Raw genomic sequence first — 25341 nt, 5'->3', positions numbered from 1 at the left:
CAGGCAGTATAAGCAAACGGAGGGCCTATGATGATGGATAACTGGATGAGGATCGAGCAAGTCCTGCATATGGTGAGGGATGGACAGATGTCTTCAGAGGAAGGGTTTAGGATCATTCAAGCAATTAAGCGACGGGTAAACGAGCATGTTGCTGAAACGACTGTAGGAGCGGAGACACCTGAGCGTCACATTTACAGTGAGGAATGGACGCCGCAAGTGAAGGATCATCCTTGTTTAGACAGTATATGTCAGAACATTATTGGCATCGCTTCGGCAGTTTTGATTGTAGACAGGAACAATCTCGATCTCGATGCAGACAAAAGCGAATATGGCTTTGACTCGATTACGATTACAGAATTCATAAACCGTATCAATTCGTATTACAATTTGGAGATTTCCCCGCCCGTATTTTATGAGCATATCACTTTCCGTTCGTTATGCAGCTATTTGCTTGATCAATCCAAGCGCAGCATGACCCCTGCCCAGATGTATAAAAATGCGGATAATTTAGCAGCCGATCCCCAACGACCTTTGTGCAACCCATCATTTGAAGCGGAACGAATTCGGCCAGAATGTATTGATGCAGACGACTGCACAGGGCTGGATCCCATTGCCATTGTTGGTATTGCAGGCGTAATGCCGCAATCGGATAACCTAAATCAATGGTGGGATCATCTGATAGCTGGCAATAACCTCATTACCGAGATTCCTCTGGCACGATGGGACTGGAAGGACTACTTCGGTGACCCCGTTAAACAATCGAATGTTACGAATGTGAAGTGGGGCGGATTCATGAAAGAGGCAGATACATTCGATGCCTCTTTTTTTGGCATTTCTCCCCGTGAGGCGGAGCTTATGGACCCGCGACAAAGAATTTATTTAGAGACAGTATGGAAGGCGATTGAGGATGCGGGCTATAAAGCCTCGGACTTATCGGGCAGCAAGACCGGATTATTCGTCGGGGTCGGAAGCTCCGATTATTATGACCTGCTAAATCAACATAATGTGGAGGTTCAGGCTCATACGCCAACCGGTGTGTTCCAATCGATTCTTTGCAACCGCATCTCGTATTTACTTAATTTTCACGGGCCTAGCGAACCGGTGGATACTGCTTGCTCCGCGTCCTTAGTAGCTGTTCATCGAGCTATCGAAGCGATCCGGAGCGGCGATTGCGATCAAGCAATTGCGGGCGGCATCAATGTCATCGCCAGTCCGAATTTATACATTGCGCTTAGCAAGGCAGGCATGCTGTCCGAAGATGGACGGTGCAAGACGTTCGACCAGCAGGCTAACGGTTATGTCAGAAGCGAAGGCAGCGGGGCCGTGCTGTTAAAGCCGCTGCGGAAGGCGCAGGATGATGGCGACCATATCTATGCCGTCATCCGTGCAACGTCTATCAATCACGGCGGATACGCCAATTCACTGACGACGCCGAGTCCGAATGCGCAGGCGAGCTTAATTGTCGATGCCTGGCGGAAATCCGGCATCGATCCCGCTACCGTCGGATACATCGAAACCCATGGAACAGGAACACCGCTTGGCGATCCGATAGAAATTAACGGGCTGAAAAAGGCATTCGATGAGTTGTATCGGGAATGGGGCAGATTGCCCGCAGAACAGCCCCATTGCGCGCTTGGAGCGGTGAAGTCAAATATGGGTCACCTGGAACCTGCCGCTGGCATTGCGGGATTGCTCAAGGTGCTGTTATGCATGAAGCACGGCAAGCTTCCGGCCAATCTTCACGGTGGGCAGCTCAATCCATATATCGAGTTGCAAGACAGTCCGTTCTATATCTTGAATGAATCAAAGGAGTGGGATAAGCCTGGAAGGGACATCCCGCGACGTGCAGGTGTGAGCTCGTTTGGGTTTGGCGGCGTCAATGCTCACGTGGTGTTGGAAGAGTATTCCGAAATCGCCCACCGCCGGCAAAGGCAAATAAGCAATGATGCTGGTACTCAAGTCATTGTATTGTCAGCCAAGAACGAGGAGTGTCTCGACGCCTATGTAAAGAATATGCTTGCCTATTTGGATACGACAAATGAACCTCTGTCTGACATCGCCTACACCTTGCAATCAGGGCGCGAATCGATGCAAGAAAGACTCGCTGTCATTGTCACGACACTAAAGGAATTAAAAGATAGTTGGTCGGATTATTTGAATGGAAACAAGAACAACGAAAGATTGCACCGAGGAAGAGTCAACAAAAATCGATCCGGCATCGGGGTATTGGTCGAAGGAGAGGAAGGAAAATCATTTCTCCAATCGATTTGGAAACAAGGGAAAGTCGATAAACTCGCTAAGCTGTGGGTTTCCGGCATTGATATCGAATGGGGCTTACTTTATGCAGGCAGCCGGCCGAAGCGAGTTTCGCTTCCTACATATCCTTTTGCAAGAGAGCGATATTGGATTCCATTAGCGGTTGAATTACCAGGATTTAGCTGTGAGAAGAAAGACCCTTGTCTCAAAATGGCGACTGTCCTTCACCCGATGCTGCATCGTAATACTTCGAATTTTGCGGAGCAGCGTTACAGCTCGATTTTTTCGGGAGAAGAGTTTTTCTTGCGTGATCATGTCGTCAACGACAGCAGAATACTGCCCGGTGTAGCCTATCTGGAGATGGCACGAGCGGCGGTTGAGCAAGCTGCTGGGATTGATGAAAGCGCCGCTGTCAAACTGAAACATATCGTCTGGAAGAGCCCTATTCGTGTCGAAGATACGCCTATACAAGTTCATATCCGATTATACCTGGAAGACAACGGTGAAATATGTTTTGAAGTATATAAGGAAGCGGATGGAAAAGAAGAACGGTTCATATTCAGTCAAGGCAGGGCCGTTATTAGCAATATAGAAAAAAAAATAACAAGCATAACACGACAGCAAGTAGAGGCGCAGGAAGGATTAACTCGGTTTACGTCCGCACAATTTTATGAAACGTTACACAAGTTCGGGCTTATGTATGGAGCAAGCCATCAAGCGATTGAGTATGTCTGCGCTGGAACACAGCAAGCGCTGGCGAAGCTGTCACTGCCGTCACATTTAGCCGATAGCCAACATCATTATGTGCTGCATCCGAGCTTAATGGACGCTGCTTTGCAAGCTTCGGTTGCGTTGACATCGGGGCTGTCAGCGGAATCGCCGGACGGACAGCGACCTTCACTGCCGTTCGCGCTGGAAGAACTTGAAGTGTTCGCGCCGTGCACATCTTCGATGTGGGCGCATGTCCGCTATAGTGCAGGCAGCAGCCCGGTCGATCGCGTACAGAAGCTGGATATCGAGATATACGATGAGGATACAGGCAGCATGTGCGTGCGCATGAACGGGTTTACCTCCAGGGTGCTGAATGGAGATGGAAGTGCGTCGGAATCAGAGAGAACGACGGGGACGATCATGCTTCAGCCTTGCTGGCAGGAGCAAAGGATTGACCATCCGACAGCGGTGCCAGAATACGGCCTTCATGTCGTCTTGCTGTGCGAGGGACAGGAAGCATGGCAGGAACAAATGGCGCAGCATGCCGACACTGTCTGTATTCGTCTGCACAAGACAGTGGAAGAAAGTGCTATAGAGGAGCGCTTTCAATGCTATGGCCTTCAAGTGCTTGAACAGATCCAGTCATTGATTCGATCAAGACCTGATAAGCATGTCTTGCTTCAGCTAGTCATTCCTAATCACGGCGAACGGCAGCTGTTTGCTGGACTAGCCGGATTGCTGCATACTGCGCGCCTTGAGCATCCAAAGCTTATTGGACAACTGCTAGAAGTGGATCCCGATGAAGCAGCATCTGTTCTGACGGACCAATTGTTCGAAAGCAAACACTATCCGGCGGAAGTCCATATACGTTATTTCGAGGGCAAACGCTTGACAGCAGGCTGGATCGAAAGGGAAGTAGCAGAGCAAAATCTGGCTCACCCTTGGAAAGACAGAGGGATTTATTTAATTACTGGTGGGACGGGTGGACTGGGTCATATCTTTGCCGAAGAAGCTGCGCGTCAGGTGAAAGATGCGGTTCTGATTCTCACAGGTCGTTCACTGCTGACAGACGAGAAGCAGATGAAGCTGAGGGCACTGGCAGCGTTGGGTGCGAAGGTTGAATATCGGCAGGCCGACGTAACCGATCGTCAAGTGGTATTCAATCTGATCCGCGATATTCAGGACGATTATGGAGGATTAAACGGTATTGTTCATGGAGCAGGCATTATCCAGGACCGATTTATTCTTCAGAAAAGTGCCGCTGAAACAGAGGATGTGCTTGCTCCTAAAGTATTGGGACTCGTTCATTTGGACAAAGCAAGCAAAAACATTCCCTTAGATTTCTTCATTCTGTTCTCATCCGTAACAGCCGTGCTTGGCAATCCGGGTCAGGCAGATTATGCAATGGCAAATTCATTCATGGATCGATATGCAAAGTATCGGAGTGAGCTAGTTACTGCCGGCCGGCGTCATGGTCATACGTTGTCGATCAATTGGCCCCTGTGGAAAGAAGGCGGCATGAGAATAGATGCACAGAGCGAGAAGTCGTTGGCGCTCAGAACCGGAATGCTTCCCATGAATACGCGAACGGGAATTCGTCTTTTGTATGCAGGAATCGCGTTAGGCAACCATCAGATAGCTGCAGCTCACGGAGATATGCGAAAGCTGAGAACACAAGGGTTTGCGATACGTGCTGAGGTTGAATCGGCAGCAAACAGGTACACTACAGTTGCTGAGAAGAGCTCGGAATCTGAACACATCATAACGGAATCAGGCGATAAAATCACAAATAAGCGGTTGCTTATGGGAAAAGTATTAACTGCAATACTGCATATTGTCTCTGGCATTTTAAAAGTGAAGTTCGAGGATATCGATGTGGATGCCGAATTTGGCGAACACGGCTTTGATTCCATTATGCTAACGGAGCTCGCAAACAAATTGAACGAAGCCTATAAGCTGGAACTGACACCTACGATCTTTTTTGAATTTCCGGCAATTCGAAGCTTTATTGAATATTTAGTCAGCGAGTATGAAGATGCGCTGGCGAAGAAACTAGCAGCGGGAAACAGCACAGAGAATCAGATGCAAATATCCGCGCAGCGCTGCCGATTTGCGGCAGATTCGATTTCAGTAGATGCAGATACCCCTATTCTGACTGATGAGCCGATGCATTCAGAGGCGGCGACGATGCGCAATGCAGATGATGGGGAGTTGGTTCCATGTCATTCAGTCACTGATTCGACAGGCAGAACATCGTGTCCTGGCGATGAATCGACGGATCGAGCAGCAATGACACAAGAGCCGATCGCTATTATCGGAATGAGTGGCAAATTCCCGATGGCGGAGGATATCGATGATTTATGGGCCAATCTTGTTGCTGGCAAACACTGCATTTCTGAAATTCCAAAAGATCGCTGGGATTGGGAAGCGTATTACGGAGACCCAGTAGATGAAGTGAATCGAACGAACATCAAATGGGGCGGATTCATTGACGGAATCGATGAATTTGATCCCTTGTTTTTTGGCATTTCGCCGAAAGAAGCGGAATTCATGGACCCGCAGCAGCGTCTACTTATGACCTATGCTTGGAAAGCGATAGAGGATGCCGGATATTCAGCAAGGAGCTTGTCCGGAAGCAGCATGGGCATTTTTGTCGGAACTATGAGCAGTGATTATAGCCACATGCTTGCCGCAGCGAAAGTGGGTATCGAGGGATACTCGTCGACAGGGAAGGTATCCTCTATTGGACCGAACCGAATGAGTTATCTTTTAAATGTTCATGGACCGAGCGAACCAATCGAAACCGCCTGCTCCAGTTCATTGATTGCTATTCACCGGGCCGTGAACGCCATACACAGTGGAGATTGCGACACGGCAATCGTGGGTGGTGTGAACACGCTGCTGACACCGAGCGAATACATCAGCTTTAATAAAGCCGGGATGCTCAGCAAGGACGGAAAATGCAAAACGTTCTCGGCCCATGCAGATGGTTATGTGCGCGGTGAAGGGGTCGGTATGCTGATGCTCAAGAAGCTGAAAGCCGCGGAAATGGCGGGCGATCATATTTATGGCGTTATTAAGGGCACCAGCGAGAATCACGGAGGTCGCGCCAGCTCTTTAACTGCCCCGAATCCAAAAGCGCAGGCAGAGTTATTGAAACAAGCGTATAACAAAGCTAAAGTTGATCCGGCGACGATCAGTTATATCGAAGCCCACGGGACAGGTACGCAATTGGGTGATCCGATAGAGATCAATGGGTTGAAATCAGCTTTCAAAGAATTGAGCGAAGCATACGGCCATTCCGGGGCAGAAGGCTGCACTTATTGCGGAATAGGATCAATCAAAGCCAATATTGGCCATTTGGAGCTGGCTGCCGGCATTGCGGGACTCATTAAAGTGTTATTACAATTTAAACATCAAACACTGGTGAAAAATCTGCATCTTGATGTGGTCAATCCATATATTCAGCTGGAGAACAGTCCATTCTATCTTGTTCAGGAAACAACTGCATGGAAGCCTCTTCGTGATGCACTTGGCAGAGATATGCCAAGGCGGGCCGGTGTAAGCTCTTTTGGTTTTGGTGGGGCTAACGCTCATATCGTGCTTGAAGAATACATTCCGAAAGAGAACCAGTCTGATTCCGCTCTTAAACCAGAGAAACCTGCAGTTATCGTATTTTCGGCCAGAACAAAAGAACGCTTAATGTCGCAGGCGAAGCAATTTCTTATTGCATTGGAAGAGAACAAGTATACGACTGCGCAGTTAATGGATATCGCATATACGCTGCAGGTCGGCCGCGACGCGATGGAATATCGTCTCGGTTTGCTCGTGAATTCCGTGGACGAACTCCAAGTGAAACTAATGAGGGTTGTGGAAGAACACTCCAATATTGGATATAGAGATACTGAAGAAGTACGCGATATTGAAGAAGTATATCAAGGCAGAGTGAAACGTCTGATGGAAACAATCGACGGCACTGGCACCGGCGACATTGGCATAACAGAGGAAGAAACGGCAGCCGAGTGGATCCGTCATCGAAACTATTCGAACCTGTTGAAAGGCTGGGTAGCGGGTCTGCGCGTGGATTGGCACAAGCTGTATACTGGATGCCGGCCGCGCCGAATGAGTCTTCCCACGTATCCGTTTGCAAAGGAACGTTATTGGGTGCCACGAGCGGAGTCAAGTCCAACGAGTAGTGGACAAATTCCAAGTGCAGCAGAGAACATTCTGGTCTCGGCTGTGAAGCATGCGGATTCTGTTTCGAGTCCGCCTAATGTTGGCATCCCGCAGACTAACCATACAGTCATGCTCACTCCGGTATGGCAAAAATACGATTGGACGAAGACAGCTCACGCTGATCCTTCTGTTTCAAACCAAATACTGCTGATCGGAGACCGAGAAACCTTACGGCATGAAATCAGGGAGTATTATCCGAATGCGCATGTTGTCGTAATCTCAACGAAGCATACGGTGGATGACGTCGCAAGAGAATTGGAAGCACTCGGTACGATTGAACATATACTGTGGATTGCGCCTGATTTCAACAGCCTTGCCGTATCTGATGAACGTTTCATAGTGGGGCAAGAGGAAGGAGCCATCCCAATATTCCGCCTCATGAAAAGCTTGCTGCGTCTTGGGTACGGAAACGCGAGGCTCGACTGGACGATGGCGACCATTCAGGCGACAGCAGTTCACAAGCATGAAACCATTGATCCGACACATGCCAGCATTTATGGGCTTGCACAATTGATGCGCCAGCAATTCCCGCATTGGAATATACGCCTCCTCGATTTAGAAGCGGATGCTCAGCCATCGCTCGCTGAGTTGGTGATGTCGCCAGTTGGCTCCGCTCAAGGAGTTCCTTCCGTGTACCGAAATGGAGAATGGTATTTTCAGGAGCTCATCCCAGTGACGAATCGCCGTACAAAACCGACCTTAATAAAACAGAGAGGCGTATATGTCGTGATTGGAGCAGCAGGTGATGCAGCTGAAATCTGGAGTGAATATATGATCCGAACGTACGAGGCTCGCTTAATCTGGATAGGCGTTAACGATTCCACGATGCAGGGCGGACTGAATCACCTAGCCACACGGGGATATCGAATTGAATTTATTCCTGCGGATACTGAGAATGCTGCAGAATTATCCCGGGCGGTTCAGGAGATAAAGCTCCGGTATTCACACATTGACGGCGCAGTGATTATGGACAAATTACGATCAGGTGCAGCTCTAGCTCAAGAGGAAGTAGGGCGATTCCGGTCCCAATTGTTGGCTAATATTGCTGTTAACACGGCCATCGCTCAGCTAATTGGGAGAGAACCACTCGATTTTGTCTTGTATCTTCGAACTGCGGGAAGTTCCGTTGAACAACTCGAGGACAGCAGCGCTGCTGCGAGCGACACATTCAAGAGGGCATTTGCCCACCGTCTCGCTTTGCAATGGCCATGTGCGATCAAGGTAATGAATTGGGGAAGTGAAAAACTTCCACCCCAGGAGGCGCAGCAACAGACAGTGGACAACTTGCAAGCTTTGGAGGTACTTCTTACACATTCGATCCATCAAATGACGATTATGGGTCCGTCGGGGTCCTTAAATAAGGCGAACATCAACTTGCAACAGACGATTGTTATGGTTTAAGTCGTAGTTCAAAAAGTTTGGCTTTTGATCTTTAATCACGAAGATACTCGGCATCGAATCTTGCTGAAAACGAATCCTGCCAATGGAGAGATGAGAGATGCAAAAATATGAAAGTGCTAAATATACGCATGAACAAATGAAAAAGATCCAAACGCTTCTCATCAGATTGTTATGGGGACAGCTCCAATCGGCTGGTTTTTTTATGGAAAAGGAATCGTCATTCGCTCACTTAAAGGCCAAGGCAGGATTAATCAACATGTATGACAAGTGGTTTGAGGCGAGCACCGCTTTTTTAATGGAGCATCACTTTCTTGATCGTAAAGGTGGCACATACAAGATACATGACTGCTCATTGGTCGATCTTGAAGCCTTATGGGAAGAATGGGATTGCCACAAGGCAAATTGGCTGGAGGATCCGAACCGCAAGGCTCGTATCGTGCTGATGGAGAACATGATTCGTGCCATACCGGATATTATTACCGGTAAGCTGCTCGCAACCGAAGTCATGTTTCCGAATTCTTCGATGGAGTTGGTCGAAGGCATCTATAAGCATAACGTCATTGCTGATTATTTTAATGAGATTATGGCGGAACGTGTTGTCGCTTATATAGTTAAGCAAAGGGATGTGGATCCAAGGGATCGCGTGCGCATCTTGGAGATCGGGGCTGGCACAGGGGGAACCAGCTCCATGCTGCTCCACAAGCTGAAGCCGTATCACGATGCCATTTCAGAATATTGTTACACGGACGTCTCCAAAGCTTTTCTAATGCATGGCGAGCGAGAATATGGTCCGGATAATTCCTTTTTAACTATTAAACATTTGGATATCGGCCAGCCTGTCGCTTTACAAGCTATCGATATAGGAGGATATGACCTGATCATAGCTGCCAATGTGCTGCACGCCACCAAAAACATCCGCCAAACGCTTCGCAATGCAAAGGCGATGCTAAAGGAAAAGGGCCTCATTTTACTTAATGAGTTGACGGACAATTCCTTGGCCAACCATTTGACCTTCAGTCTAATCGAGGGATGGTGGATGTACGAAGATCCCGCCATACGAATACCAGGTTGTCCAGGGCTATATCCGAAGGAATGGAAAAAAGCGTTGGAGATGGAAGGGTACCAAGCGGTTTCTTTCCCTGCAGCGGCTGCCCAAGAATTGGGTCAGCAAATCATAGTCGCTGAAAGCGACGGGATTATCAGACTTCCAGAGCACGCAAGTGCGGCTATCGAGCCCGCTGGACATGGAATGATGAGCACAGATAATTATAAACCGCTGAAAGTTACGGCTGAAGAACGAATTCAAGCAGGCAAAGTCGAGGTAACGGACACCATCATCGAGAATGTAGTGAAGGATGCGATAGCTGGAAAAATTTCTGAGTCGCTGAAAATAGATCGGGCTTTCATCGATGCAGAAGCCGCCTTCTCTGATTATGGTGTTGATTCCATTACCGGCGTCCAGCTTATACAAGCGGTCAATCAAATGTTGGACATAACACTGAAGACGACCGATTTGTTTGATTACGGATCGCTTGGCCGATTAACCAATTATATTGTGTCCAAGCATAGAGAAGTGATCGCCAAATCATTATCCGGAGCAGCAACGCCAAATGATTCTCAATCCATCGCAGGGCGCAATACGAAGTCTCCTTTATCTCGTGCCACCGTTCAAACTCCGTCAGCCCAGGTTCAGCAAGAAACGGGTAAGGAACCAGAAACAGAACGGGAGGATATCGCCATCATTGGAATGAGCGGGCGTTTTGCAAGATCTGCGTCCGTGCATGAACTGTGGGAGCACCTTGTTAACGGGACGGATTTAGTTCAAGAAGTAACAAGATGGGATTTGTCTGAGCATTTTCCAGACAGCTCGGATTATTGCAGGTATGGAAGCTTTTTAGAAGATATCGATCAGTTTGATCCGTTTTTTTTTACGATTTCAGGGATTGAAGCGACATATATGGACCCTCAGCAGCGAATCTTTCTGGAAGAGGCATGGAAAGCGCTGGAGGATGCCGGCTATGCCGGTACAGCGGTTGAAGGAACGCGTTGCGGTGTATATATCGGCTCAGGGCAGATGGATTATCGCAACCTGATCGGTGATCATCCCCCTGCCCAAGCTTATTGGGGAAATGCCAACTCGATTACGCCAGCCCGGATTGCCTATTATTTAGATCTTCAAGGGCCTGCTATTGCCGTTGATACGGCATGCTCCAGTTCTCTGGTGGCGATCCATCTCGCTTGCCAAGGCCTGTGGGCTAAAGAAACAGAGATGGCTTTGGCCGGTGGCGTATTTGTGATGTCGACACCGGATTTTTATGTGTCTACGAATCGGGCGGGGATGTTCTCACGTCATGGGCGCTGCTATGCATTTGATCAGCGTGCCGATGGCTTCGTTCCCGGAGAGGGCGCTGGCGTCGTCGTGCTGAAGCGATTGCAAGATGCTGTCGCAGACAGGGATCAGATTTACGGCATTATTCGCGGAACGGGGATCAATCAAGACGGCGCGACGAATGGCATAACGGCGCCAAGCGCGAACTCGCAAGAACGTTTGCAGCAGTATGTATATGATTCATTCAACGTTAACCCTGAACATATTCAATTGATCGAAGCGCACGGAACTGGCACGCAGTTAGGTGATCCGATCGAGTACGAGGCGTTGTCGCGGACTTTTGGCAAATATACAAAGCAGGCAGGATTCTGCGCACTTGGCTCGATCAAGACGAATATCGGTCATTTAACCGCAGCGGCGGGCATTGCGGGTTTAATCAAAATATTACTCTGCTTAAAGCACAAACAAATGGTTCCATCTCTGCATTATAAAGCAAGCAATCCGAATATCGAGTTCAAGGGCAGCCCGTTCTATGTCAATACAAACTTGCAAGATTGGAAAGTTGAGCCCGGGATCAAGCGAAGAGCGGCACTCAGTTCGTTTGGATTCAGCGGCACGAACGCCCATATGGTCATCGAAGAAGCACCGAAGCTGGATCGCAGCTTTACGCCGAAACCTGGTTACATCATCGTACTGTCGGCACAGACAACGGCACAACTTGCTGAACAGGCCCGGCAGTTAGCGGACTTTTGCGAGAAATCGGCAGAGATCGGCACTGAGAATGTGAGCTGGACTTTATGCATGGGAAGGAAGCATTGGAATTATCGGCTGGCGTGTGTAGCCCGCCACTCGGATGAGATTGTAGACCTATTAAAAAAGTGGCTGGACACTGGAGTGGAGCCGCGCGTTTATATTTCCAGCACTCAACAACACGAGAGTCTGGATACTACTACTTTGACACAATACGGGAACGACTGCATTCGTGCATGCAGTACAGGGCCTGACGAAGCAACTTATTTGGAACGATTGTCAACAATTGCAAGTTTGTATGCTCAAGGCTGCAACCTGACATTTGACGGTTTGTTCGCGGACGGAGGCTATTCGCGCATTTCACTGCCTACCTATCCATTTGCCAAGGAACGTTATTGGGTGCTTGATCCGAAACGGCGCAGGGGCAGCGCTAATAGCCCTCTGCCGTCTGCGGCGTCATTGCAAGCTACGGCTGCAGGAAGGGGCCACTTGGATGATCAGGGTCAAGACATTTTGGCTGATATGATTCCGACAGCGGGTGAGGAGTCGGTTCGTTTACCGAATGTTGATGAAGAACAGCTGCGGGCAGCAACTGTAAAGTATTTAATCAAGCTGTTGGCCTCCACCGTTCAAATACCCGAAAGCCGGATTGAAGTCGGGTCCCCGTTGGATAATTACGGAATCGATTCCATTATGATTGTGCACATGACGAACGAATTGGAACTGGTATTTGGCCCGCTTCCCAAAACTTTATTTTTCGAATATCACACCATCCGGGAATTGGAAGTTTATTTTGCGGAATCACACTGGGAAAAACTGAACGAGCTATGGGGAAAGCGCACGCAGAAAGCGTCTAATGCTAACCACAAGCCTGACACTTTATACAGAGATGATCTTGCACAAAGTACCGCTGCCAATAGGGCTGCTGCGCGCAGCTTATCCTCGCAGTCTCGGGCAGGAGAGAGCGTCGAACAAGTGAAAAACCGAACTGACATTGCGATTATCGGGCTTTCTGGACGCTATCCGGGTGCGCACAATATGAATCATTTTTGGGATAATTTAAGAAATGCGAAGGATTGCATCACGGAAATCCCACCAGAACGATGGGATTACAGGCTGCATTTTCAAGAAGGAAACGACAGCACTGGAAAAACGCAGAGCAAATGGGGAGGCTTTCTGGACGGTGTAGACCGATTTGATCCGTTGTTCTTCAACATCTCGCCGCGAGACGCGGAAATGATGGACCCGCAAGAACGCTTATTCTTGGAATGTGTGTATGAAGCAATTGAGGATGCGGGTTATACGCGGGAATCGCTGCGATCATATCTGGAACGTGATTGCGCCAAAGATGTGGGCGTATATGTAGGAGTCACATACGAAGAGTACCAACTATATGGGGCACAAGCGCAAGCGTTGGGCCAGCCGTATGCCTTGGTGGGGAGCCCAGCTTCGATTGCCAACCGGGTATCGTATTATTTTAATTTTCATGGACCTAGCGTTGCACTGGATACGATGTGTTCTTCTTCCCTTACTGCTCTGCATTATGCCTGTCAGAGCTTACAAAAAGGCGAGTGCGGGCTCGCTGTTGCTGGGGGCGTGAATGTATCGGTTCACCCGAATAAATACTTGATGCTGACGCAAGGAAGCTTTTTGTCAAGCAAGGGTAGGTGTGAAAGCTTCGGTAAAGAGGGAGACGGCTATGTGCCGGGCGAGGGTGTCGGTGCCGTGCTGCTCAAGCCGCTTGTAATGGCGGAGGCTGACGGGGATCACATTTACGGTGTGATAAAAGGAACGGCAGTGAATCATGGCGGCAAAACAAATGGCTATACAGTCCCTAATCCAAACGCGCAAGCAAGCGTGATCGAACGGGCACTGCAGGACGCTGGCGTCCATCCAAGAACGATCAGCTACTTGGAAGCTCACGGTACAGGAACTTCTTTGGGTGATCCCATTGAGATAGCGGGCTTAAGCAAAGCTTATAAGTCCTATACGCTGGATCAGCAGTTTTGCGCCATCGGATCAGTGAAATCCAACATCGGGCATTGCGAGAGCGCAGCAGGAATCGCGGGTGTAACGAAGGTGCTGCTGCAGCTTAAGCATCAACAGTTAGCGCCGTCTCTGCATGCAGGAACAATGAACCCGAACATCGATTTCAGTCAGACGCCTTTCCGCGTGCAGCAGGAGCTCGTTGAATGGACCAGGCCCGCTGTCGAAATAGACGGGCATTTGCAGGAATACCCACGAATCGCGGGCGTTTCTTCATTTGGTGCGGGTGGAGTCAATGCGCATGTGATTATTGAGGAATATATTACTGCGTCCCTACATGATGCTGCGGCTCCTACTCAGCAGCTAGCGATCATCGTATTGTCCGCGAAAAGTGAGGATCGGCTTATCGCCCGTGCGAAGCAGCTGCTCGCCGCAATGAAGGAAAATACTTATAATGACGCACATCTGCGCGATATCGCTTACACGCTGCAAGTCGGGCGTGAAGCAATGGACGAACGATTAGCTCTTATCGTCAGCTCTATCGATGAGCTGCGAGAGAATTTGCAGCATTATGTAGAAGGCAGAACAGAAATCGATAAGGTATTCCGTGGCCAAACGAAGCATAACAAAGCAGCATTGGACGTTTTTGACGCGGATGAAGAATTGCGTGAAGCCGTGGAAAAATGGATGGAACGTGGAAAGTACGCCAAGCTTCTTGATTTATGGGTGAAGGGATTACATGTGGATTGGCGTCGGCTGTATGCAGGGGATGAGGTCATCCCCCGCCGAGTAAGCCTGCCAACGTATCCTTTTGCAGGGGAGCGTTATTGGGTGCCGAAGTTGGAAGCAGGAGCTAAAGCAAATGGTGTGCAGGCAGTGGTAACACCGCCGCATATTCATCCGCTGCTGCATACGAATACCTCGGATCTCGCTCGGCAGCGGTTCAGCTCGACGTTTACAGGTGAAGAGTTCTTCTTCAGCGATCATGGGTCAACAGGACGTAAAATGCTTGCTGCAGCCACTTACCTGGAGATGGCCCGCGCTGCCGTGGAACAAGCGACTGGCTTGCGTGATGAAGCACAATTGGCGGTTACACTGCAGCATGTGCTCTGGCACGAAGCGGTAGTCGTGGAGCACGATCCTGTTCAGGTGCATATTGAACTATTTTGGGAAGACAATGGCGATATTGGCTATGAAATTTACGTTAAAGATGTAGGAAATGGCAACATGGTGATAGGCAGTCAAGGCCGTGCATCAATTAGTGATGCTGTCACAGCGGAAACCTTAAATCTGCCTGCGCTTCTGGCACAGTGCAATCAGCAAGTACGGTCGTCCTCCGAATGTGAAGAGATGCTGAACAAACATGGACTTTCCAATAAGGAAGGCAATAGCGAGGACGGGTTCCGAATCCAAATGATGCATGTTGGGGAAGGTCAAGCACTCGCCAAGCTGAAGCTGCCTATCGGACAAGCGGACAATGTGGCCATGTTCACGCTTCATCCCGGCATTATCCATTCCGCGCTTTACGCAGCAGCAAGCTTTGCGGCGGAATGGTCTCTGCAACAGGAGAAGTCCTCTTTAACATGGTCCCCTCTTGGGCTACAGGAGCTTGTAGTGCTGCGGCCATGCTCATCCTCAATGTGGGCATGGATTCGAACCAAGAATCATAACCGGAACCAACTCGATATTGATCTGCTCGATGATAAAGGCGTCGTATGCGTTCAATTGATTGGATTGGACATCGAAATGCAAACGGAGTTTGCAGCAATAGATGCGGCTCACGGAATGATGACTCCAAGTCAATCCGGAGTCAAAATCATTCCAGTAGTTGATAACAACGTAAATAATTCAGCAGCAGCATTCGAGACGATGACCTTCGAAGAAATATGGAAGGAACAGGCGTTATCTCATTTGCCTTCCTTGGAGTCTGCAGCACTGCAAACTATCGTGTGCTTTCTGTCCCTTGGGGAGAATCAGCAGGCAGCAGAGGATGCAATCCGGTTTCAGCACCCACAAGCCAAATTGATCTTTATCGCGCAAGGAGTTTCCCGTGGCTGTGAAGCATCAGGCAATATATATAGCATCACATCTGACGACGGACAGTCCTATAAGGAAGCATTCCGCCAGATCCGGGAAAGGCAAGGGGAACCGGATGCGATATTTTATTTGTGGGCAATAGAGGATCGGAGTTGTATTCGGGATTTTTCCGGCATCGTATATATGCTGCAGGCGATGCACGCTGAAAAAATCAAGTCAAAACAGTTGGTCTTGGCAGGCAATTTTGAAAATGAGCTCGATTTCTGTTATCTCGATTCTTGGATTGGTTTTAAACAATCCTTGCGCATGGTCATGCCGAAGCTTCAGGTTTATGTCATCCATGAAGATGTGAGCGGGAAAGCTGAGAAGCGCGGCATCACTGAGCAAGTATCGACAATCTGCAGCGAACTGAGGGAACAGGCGGCGCAATCTGTGTTGTATCAGGACGGCAGGCGGTTCGTAAATCATATTCAACCGACAACTTTAACGAGGGGAACCCGTTCCATTCGCAAAGGGGGAACATACCTAATTACAGGCGGGGCAGGAGGACTGGGCCTTTTGTTCGCAGAAGCGCTGGCCGCATCGTACGCCGTAAATTTAATCTTAGTCGGACGTTCCACACTGAATGCAGCCAAGCAAGCGAAAATAGAAGAACTAGAAGCGCTGGGTGGAAGAGTGATGTACTTGCAGGCTGATATTGGCGATCAGGAAGGCATGAGGAGTGTGTTAAGGCTTGCCAGACAGCAGTTCGGGAACATCAACGGTGTGATCCACGCAGCGGGAACGATGAGCAGCAACACTATTTTTGAAAAAGGTATAGAAGAGTTTCAACACATTCTGGCTCCGAAAGTCAAGGGAACGATGACGCTGGATGAGCTGCTGAAGGAAGACGATCCCGATTTTATATGCTATTTCTCTTCCTCCTCCGCAATCCTTGGAGATTTCGGTTTTTGCGATTACGCTGCTGCCAACCGTTTTCAAATGAGTTATGCCCAGTACCGCCACCAGCAGGAGCCCGGCAAGACGATTGTGATCAATTGGCCGCTATGGAAAAATGGCGGCATGAGCTTCAGCAATGATGTATCTACACAGATGTATATCAAAACGAGCGGCCAGCGGTTGTTGGAAGACGCCGAAGGTGTCTCCTTGTTCGAGCAGATCATCTCGCAGAATACACCGCAGCACCTGATCATGGTGGGCCAGCGGGAGCGGGTGCATCGTTTCCTAGGACTAGGGGAAAAGCCAGAGCGGTCAGCACAAGCGCATTCGGAAAATCTGAAGCATTCCGTGACTCTGACTTCGAGCAGCACAATCAAAGGACGACTGCCTGCGATGAAGAATTTAAGTCTAGAGAAATGCGTCGAATGGGATCTCAAACAATTAACGGCTCAATTGCTGAAAATCCCGCGGGAGCAGCTCGGGCTTGATGAGAATCTGGCCGAATTCGGTTTTGACTCTGTGAGCTTGGCTGAATTTTCAGGATTGATTTCCGCACACTACCAGATTGAAATTACGCCTGCACTATTTTTCGAGTATTCTACCCTGCGGCGATTCGCACAGTATATGCTGCAGGCTTGCCCGGATACGATCCTTGCTTTTTACGGAGATGAATCATCAGAAACAACAGAAACAACAGAGCCTGCAGGTTCACGGCCAGCAATTGCTCCCACATCTTGTTCGACAGCAGCAGACTCAATGGCTTCGAAGTACTCCATGTATGCGTTCCATACGTTTCGGCAAATTTCTGAACAACGAACGCAAGGAAGTCGCTCACGTTTTGTAGGAAAATTGGCGGGAAATCCAGATTCGTCAGGCATTGGCGAGCCGATTGCCATCATCGGCATGAGTGGTCGGTTTCCAGAGGCGCGAACGATCGACGAATTGTGGAATATTCTTGTGGGGCAAAACGAGGTTATCAGCGAAATTGCGCAGGAACGGCCATTTATTGAAGGATTGAAGCATACGGCGTGGAAAGGCGGTTTTGTACCTGGCGTCAGTGAGTTTGATCCGCTGTTTTTTGAAATTTCTCCTCGTGAAGCGGAGAATATGGACCCTCGCCAGCGGCTTTTGCTGCAAGAATCGTGGAAGGCGTTGGAGGATGCTGGATATGGCGCCAATCAGCTGAAAAGCAATAAAATCGGCATGTTTATTGGCGTTGAAAATAATGATGATTACTTAAAAATCGCAGGGCAAAGCGGCTCGATTACGTCCAATCACCATGCTATCTTAGCCGCTCGCTTGTCCTATTTCTTAAATTTGAGCGGACCGAATATGGCGATCAATACCGCATGTTCTTCCGGGCTGGTTGCCTTGCACCAGGCTTGCATGAGTTTGCGCTTATCCGAATGCGATACGGCTATCGCCGCAGGGATCAGTCTGCTTCTGGCAGAGGAATCATTCTCTGCGATGAGCCAGGCAGGGATGCTGTCTGAAGAGGGAAGATGTTATGCCTTCGATCAACGAGCGAACGGAATGGTTCCGGCAGAAGCCGTCGCGGCTATCGTACTGAAGCGGTTGTCCCATGCCAAGAGGGATGGAGATCCTATCTATGCGGTTATTCGAGGCAGCGGGATTAATCATGACGGCAAAACGAACGGCATAACAGCCCCGAACGGACTGGCGCAAGCGAATTTACTGAAAGACATATATAACCAATATAACGTAAACCCTGAAGAGATCGAGTATGTCGTAACACATGGTACCGGAACCAGACTGGGTGATCCGGTAGAAGTTAATGCGCTGGTCCATGCGTTTCAAGCGCGGACGAACAAAGAGGGGTATTGTGCGCTAACCTCCTCGAAGACGAATCTGGGCCATACATTAGCGGCTTCGGGCATCGTTAGCTTGATTGGATTGGTTCAGTCGATGCGGCACGGCATCATTCCGGCCAGCCTACACTGCGAGCAAGAAAATGATTACATCCAATGGAAGCATAGTCCATTTTATGTGAATAAGCAGAACAAGCCTTGGCTGATTGGCGAGCGCGGCCGTACTGGCGCGGTGAGTGCGTTTGGGATGAGCGGAACGAATGCTCATGTCGTCGTACAAAGCTATGAGCCGCAACGATTAAGAAATGCACCTGATGGAGCTGCTTGCTATTTGCTGCCTTTGTCGGCCAAAACCGTGGAGGCGCTGCAAGAAAAGATCCTACAAATGGTGGAGACTTTGGAATCAAATCTGGCAGACGTCTCTTCGCTTTCTGAAATTAGCTACACGTTGTTTGCGGGAAGGCATCATTTTAAGCATCGCTGTGCGATTGTCGTTAGGGATATCAAGGACGCTGCCTTGACTTGGAAGCAAACAAAGAACATGGACATACTGCCCAATGTGTTCCGGGGGGTGGTACCGCGCGAATTCGAAGGACAAGCTGCAATTCGACAATACATTCTTGAACTGCTGGTGAAATGCGAGCAGACCGCCTACGATAAGACCAAGCATCAGGAAATCTTGTGTGCCTTGGGGGAGTTGTACTGCCAAGGCTATGATATTCCACTGGATGAGCTGTATGACGAGGGAGCGAGACCGGTACGAATCCATCTGCCCACATACCCGTTTGCTAGAGAGCATCATTGGGTGTCGGAGCAATCGTCAAAGTCGCTGGAGGACGTGACTCCGTTAGGCATAGGAACGCTGATGTTTGAACCCGTATGGCAGGAGAAAGCGCCGGGTAACCATATTCCTCTGCCCCAGTATGCTGATCATGTCGTCATATTAACGGATTGGCATATGTGGTTGCGGGAGGCTGTTGCGGCCGAATTGCCTACAGCGACTTGCATCCATTTGCCTGCAGAGGCTGGCGATATAGTCGTGCAGTTTGAAAGTTATGCCGTACAATTGCTCAATTACATGAAGAAGCTGATCCAGAGCAGACCGGCTGGCAATATCCTCATTCAATTGGTTGTACCTGAAGACGGAGAGCAACAACTTTTTGCTGGATTGGCCGGACTATTAAAAACAGCCCGTCTGGAAAATCCGCAGCTGCTCGGCCAACTGATTGAAGTGCCTAGTGGAGAAAACGGCGTAAAGCTCGTTGATAAGCTCAAGGAGAACCGACAACACCCTGAAAACATCCATATTCGATATGATACAGGCACACGCTTTATTGAAAGCTGGAATGAAATAAACATCGACTTACAGGAAGCGGAAGCCGTACCTTGGAAACCAGGTGGCGTATATTTAATAACGGGTGGTGCAGGTGGCCTTGGTTTATTGTTTGCGCAGGAAATTGCCAGGTATGCGAAGGGGGCCGCGCTAATCCTTGCTGGAAGGTCAGAACTTAACAGGTATATCAAGGAGAAGATCGGGGAACTGGAGACGCTCGGAGCACGAGTTGTCTATCAGCAAGCGGATATTAACGATAGAGAAGCTGCGTACCATTTGATTCGCTGGATTCGGGAACAGTTCGGAAGTATAAACGGAATCATCAACAGTGCCGGGATCATACGAGATAACTATCTGCTTAATAAAAGCGACGAGGAAGTGCAGGATGTATTGGCTCCCAAAGTAGCTGGAGTCGTTCACTTGGATGAAGCCAGCAAGGACGAAAATTTAGATTTCTTCCTCCTGTTTTCCTCGATCGCGGGAGCGTTAGGCAATCCGGGACAAGCGGATTATGCTATGGGGAATGCGTTCATGGATCGGTATGTGAAGTACCGCAATGAGATGGTTGCAGCAGGCACAAGTCGAGGGCGTACGATTGCCATCAATTGGCCGCTTTGGAAAGAGGGCGCCATGCATGTAGATTCGAATGCCGAGGAGCGAATGAATCGCAAAACGGGCATGATCCCGCTGCAGACAAAGTCGGGCTTCTATGCGCTGTATCAAGCCTTTCGTTTGCAGAAATCGAGAGTGATGCCGTTAGAGGGAGCTGTGGGCAAGCTGCGCCGTCATTTCTTCGAGATGCAGTCTGCCAGACCATTAATTGTACCTGCAGTAATTTCGGACTCGTCAGCGGATATGAACATGCTTACTGCAAAAACATTGGCCAAGTTTAAAGTATTCCTTGGGGAGGCGCTGAAGCTTGATGTCGCTCTGGTGGATGCGCTTGAGCCGTTCGAGAGCTACGGCATTGATTCGATTATCATTACGCAGCTGAATGAAAAGCTGGAAAGCTTGTTTGGCGAGATATCCAAAACGCTTTTCTTTGAATATTTAACGTTGAGCGAATTGAATCGTTATTTTGTATCTCATCATACAGAACAATGCCGACAGTGGACTGGATTGGACAAAGTATTCAGTCCAATCGTTCAGCTATCCAGCGCAACCGAGTTAGCGGTGGATACGGCGGACCGTTCCGATGCTGTCCTGCTTTCGAAGGAGAAGAAGGAACAACTGCTGCACGAAGCGGCCGAGACGGCCGAGTCAAGCAAGCGTGAGCCGATTGCGATTATTGGTCTTAGCGGTCATTATCCTCAAGCAGACAGCCTCGAGAGCTTCTGGGCGAACTTGGTGCAAGGCAAGGATTGCATCGAGGAGATTCCGCAGGATCGCTGGACGCTTGAAGGCTTTTATGAACCGGATCGGCAAGAGGCAGTCGCTCAAGGGAAAAGCTACAGCAAATGGGGTGGGTTTGTTGGCGAATTTGCGAATTTTGACCCCTTATTTTTTAATATTTCACCGCGGGAAGCATTAAACATGGACCCTCAAGAACGGTTGTTTATTCAATCCTGCTGGGAAGCGCTTGAGGATGCTGGGTACACAAGGGAACAAGTGAACACAAGGCATAAAGGTCGAGTCGGGGTATATGCGGGAATTACGAAAACGGGATTTAGCTTATACGGGCCCGATTTATGGAGACGTGGCGAGGAAGTGTTTCCTTTTACTTCCTTTAGTTCGCTCGCAAACCGGGTATCTTATTTGCTTAACCTGAAAGGGCCAAGCATGCCGATCGATACGATGTGCTCATCTTCATTAACGGCTGTGCACGAAGCATGCGAACATCTTTACCGTGGAGAATGCGAGCTGGCCATTGCGGGAGCCGTCAATTTGTACCTGCATCCTTCGAATTACACACATTTGTGCGGTCAGCAAATGTTGTCTGACGACGGAAAATGCAAGGGCTTTGGGAAAGGGGCAAACGGCTTCGTGCCTGGTGAAGGTGTTGGCGTATTCATCTTAAAGCCATTGTCCAAAGCGGTTGCGGATGAGGATCACATTTATGCGGTCATTCGCGGGACAAGCATCAATCACGGCGGCAAGACAAACGGCTACACGGTTCCTAGTCCGACTTCGCAGGGAGAACTCGTTCGCGATGCGTTGGACAAAGCAGGAATTAACGCTCGTTCCGTTAGCTACATGGAAGCTCACGGAACAGGAACAGACCTAGGCGATCCAATTGAAATTACAGGCTTGGTTCACGCCTTCGCCCAAGATACGAAAGAAGCGGGGTTTTGTGCGATCGGTTCCGTAAAAAGCAATATCGGACATTTGGAAGCAGCTGCGGGAATAGCTGGCATGACTAAAATTATGCTGCAAATGAAGCACAAACAGCTTGTGCCGAGTTTGCATACGAAGGAGCTTAACCCGAATATTTCGTTTGCATACACCCCATTTGTCGTACAGCAAGAGCTTGCGGAATGGAAACGGCCGATTGTGGAGGTCGATGGGCAATTGAAGGAGTTTCCTCGAATTGCGGGCATTTCATCCTTTGGAGCAGGTGGTGCGAACGCCCATGTCTTGTTGGAGGAGTATATCGAGCAAGCTGAGGTGCGGCATTATCCCGCAGTGACGCCACAGCATCCGGGGCTAATCGTACTGTCCGCAAAAAATGAGGAGCGATTGCTAGCGCAGGCAAAACAACTGCTCACCGTACTTGTGCAGCATGATTATTCGGATGAGCAGTTGAGAGACGCCGCCTACACGCTGCAAGTAGGACGTGAAGCGATGGATGAACGGCTTGCACTCATCTCTGGGTCCGTACAGGAACTAAAAGCGCAGCTACAGGGATATATTGATGGCCGAAATGATCTTGAGCGTGTATTCCGAGGCCAGTCCAAGCGCAACAAAGAGGCGTTGTCCATATTTGCGGCTGATCCGGAATTGCAGGATACAATCGGGCGCTGGATGGAACGCAAAGAGTATGCCAAGCTGCTTGATCTATGGGTAAAGGGTTTACATTTGGATTGGCATCGTCTGTACGGAGCGAATAAACCACGCCGAATGAGCCTGCCAACATATCCGTTCGCAAAAGAGCGCTACTGGGTGCCGGGAGAAGCGATGGAAGCTGAGTGGAAAGGAACAGGTAATGAGCGTATGGCAGTGGGCGCGCTTCCTTATCTTCATCCGCTGCTGCACGGCAATACATCGGATTTCTCCAAGCAGCGCTTCAGTTCTGTATTTACAGGAGAAGAATTTTTCTTGCGCGATCATATCGTGAACGGTGTTAAGATACTGCCTGGCGCGGCATTTTTGGAATTGGCGCGGGCAGCGGTAGAGAAAGCAACGGCAGAAACAAATGAATTGTCTGTGATCAAGCTGCTGGACATCGTATGGACGAGCCCGATTCGCGTGGAAAATGAGTCCATCGAGGTGCATATTGGACTTGTCCCCGAGGACAATGGAGAGATTCGATTTGAGATTTACCAACTGGATGGTAGGGAAGAACCAACTATATGCAGCGAAGGCTACGCCAGGTTATGTGAAATGACACCGACGCCACGTCTTGATCTCGCCGCCATACAAGCAGTGTGTCTACGCCGCACGTTATTGCCAAGCGAATGTTATAAGGCATTTAGAGCAATGGGCATCGCTTATGGAGAAGCGTATCAAGGCATAACGCAGGTATACTCGGGAGCAAATGAAGTGCTGGCCAAGCTGAAGATTCCAGCGGTTGTGGCCGATTCTGCGCGGGATTATGTGATTCATCCGAGTTTGTTGGATTCGGCGATCCAAGCTTCGATCGGACTTCTCCCTGAATTGCCGTTGGAGAGGGCGGGCGTTTACCAGCCTGCGCTCGCCTTTGCCTTGCAGGAGATTGAAGTGTTGAGCCCCTGGGTTCCTGAAATGTGGGCATGGGTTCAACTGTGTGAGGGCGGCGGAAACGTACAGAAGCTGGACATCACGTTGTGCAGCAATACGGGAGAGGTGTGCATCCGTCTGCGCGGCTTTGCGTCTAGAGTATTCGCCGATCGTCATCCAAGCAATTCTGCTCCAAAAGCTATTTCCGCCGGGGCCGCTATACAACACCCGACAGGTGCTGCAATGTTGACACCAGTATGGGAGTCGTTTGACCTAGAGCTTTCAAATAGCGTTCCTGCTTCTAATGAGAGAATTGTCTTTGTAGGCAGGAATGAAGAACTATTGCATGAACTACGCAGGATGTATCCGAATGTGTCCGTACTGGATGTGCTGCCAGACAGTACAATTGAGGATATAACCCGTAGATTGTTAACTTGCGAAGCGATCGATCACCTTTTATGGGCAGTATCGGATTATACAGCTGCGGCAAGCTCAGATACTCAGGCTATGGCACGGCAAGAGCAGGGTGTTCATTTGGCATGGAAACTAATTCAAAGCTTGCTGCGGTCGGGCTATGAAGACAGGAAACTAAGTTGGACCGTAGTCACTGTTCAGGCTCAAGCTATTCACAAATACGACGAATCAGATCCGGCACAAGGAGCCGTCCAAGAATATATGAGTTTCATCACCAGAAGGTTTGCGAATTGGAGCGTGCGGCTTGTCGATTTGGAAGCAGGAACGCATCCGTTAAGCGATATATTTGTACTTCCTCCCACTGCCAAACGCACGCCCTTCGTGTATCGGGATCAGGAGTGGCACCGACAGGAGCTTCTTCCCGTTACTGGCAGTATTACTTTGAGCGACAAGTTGTACAGGCAAGGTGGCGTCTACGTGCTTATTGGGGAGCCGGGAGAGTTGGAAACAGCATGGAGCGAATATATGATTCGCACGTATGGGGTGCACCTTTTCTGGATAGTCAGCAATGACACAAGTGGATCACTGCGTACAAAGCTAATGAAGCTGGCGGGTTTGGGACCTGCTCCCACATGGTTGACAGCCAATCTGGCAGATAGCCATGCCTTGCAGCGGGCGTACTCTGAAATAAAGAGGCAGTATACTCGAATTCATGGCGTAATTCAGTCGAGTATTCAACGATCTGGGTGTCCATTTGCGCTTGCAGAGACAAATTGGCAACAAACGGAGCTGGGTGAGAACATCAATGCAGTGGCAAATATGGCGCAGGTATTCCAGCATGAACCGCTGGATTTCTTGCTCTTTTTCACATCTCCTGGAAAAATAGAACATGAGGCAACGAATCTACCACAAGAGGATACCGTTAATGTCGCTGGCAGTTCATTTATAAGTTCATTTGCACATTCACTTTCATTGAAATGGGCTTGCCCTGTAAAGATCATGCACTGGGATCGTGTCGGAACATCTCCCTCTCATGGGGGATGGGGTCGTACAGAACCAACTGATGTGGAGAATTTCGATTTTGCAGAGGTGATGGAAGCTGTGGAAGTGCTCTTGACCGGACCTACCGATGAAGCGGTATTGATCGATTCTGCCGGTTCATTCACTGTAGAGGGCGTAAGCTGGGAGAAATCGATGGTCATTTTATAGCCACTTGTAAGATGAAGAGTTCGCACTAATATACATTCGTGTAATGGAGAGATGAT

At 49.3% G+C, this 25341-nt stretch carries 2 protein-coding genes and 2 pseudogenes; all 4 read left to right on the top strand.

Features of this window, described 5'->3' with window-relative positions:
- Positions 1-27: 27 nt before the first annotated feature.
- A pseudogene (locus tag QP775_RS05555) lies at positions 28-4974 on the top strand (SDR family NAD(P)-dependent oxidoreductase); the annotation flags it as partial.
- Between the two features lie 291 nt (positions 4975-5265).
- Positions 5266-6843, top strand: a pseudogene (locus QP775_RS05550) (type I polyketide synthase); the annotation flags it as partial.
- The gene (locus QP775_RS25740) at positions 6829-8604 is read left to right on the top strand and encodes a KR domain-containing protein (protein ID WP_483312004.1); all 1776 of its coding nucleotides are present in this window, start codon (positions 6829-6831) and stop codon (positions 8602-8604) included. The pseudogene QP775_RS05550 and the gene QP775_RS25740, both read left to right, overlap by 15 nt.
- Before the next feature lie 97 nt (positions 8605-8701).
- Positions 8702-25285: an SDR family NAD(P)-dependent oxidoreductase gene (locus tag QP775_RS05540; protein ID WP_285104307.1), complete on the top strand. Its 16584-nt coding sequence runs from the start codon at positions 8702-8704 to the stop codon at positions 25283-25285.
- Positions 25286-25341: the final 56 nt, after the last annotated feature.

The sequence above is a fragment of the Paenibacillus sp. UMB4589-SE434 genome (genome assembly GCF_030226685.1).
Lineage (GTDB): Bacteria > Bacillota > Bacilli > Paenibacillales > Paenibacillaceae > Paenibacillus_B.
This window is presented reverse-complemented; position numbering and strand designations above follow the sequence as displayed.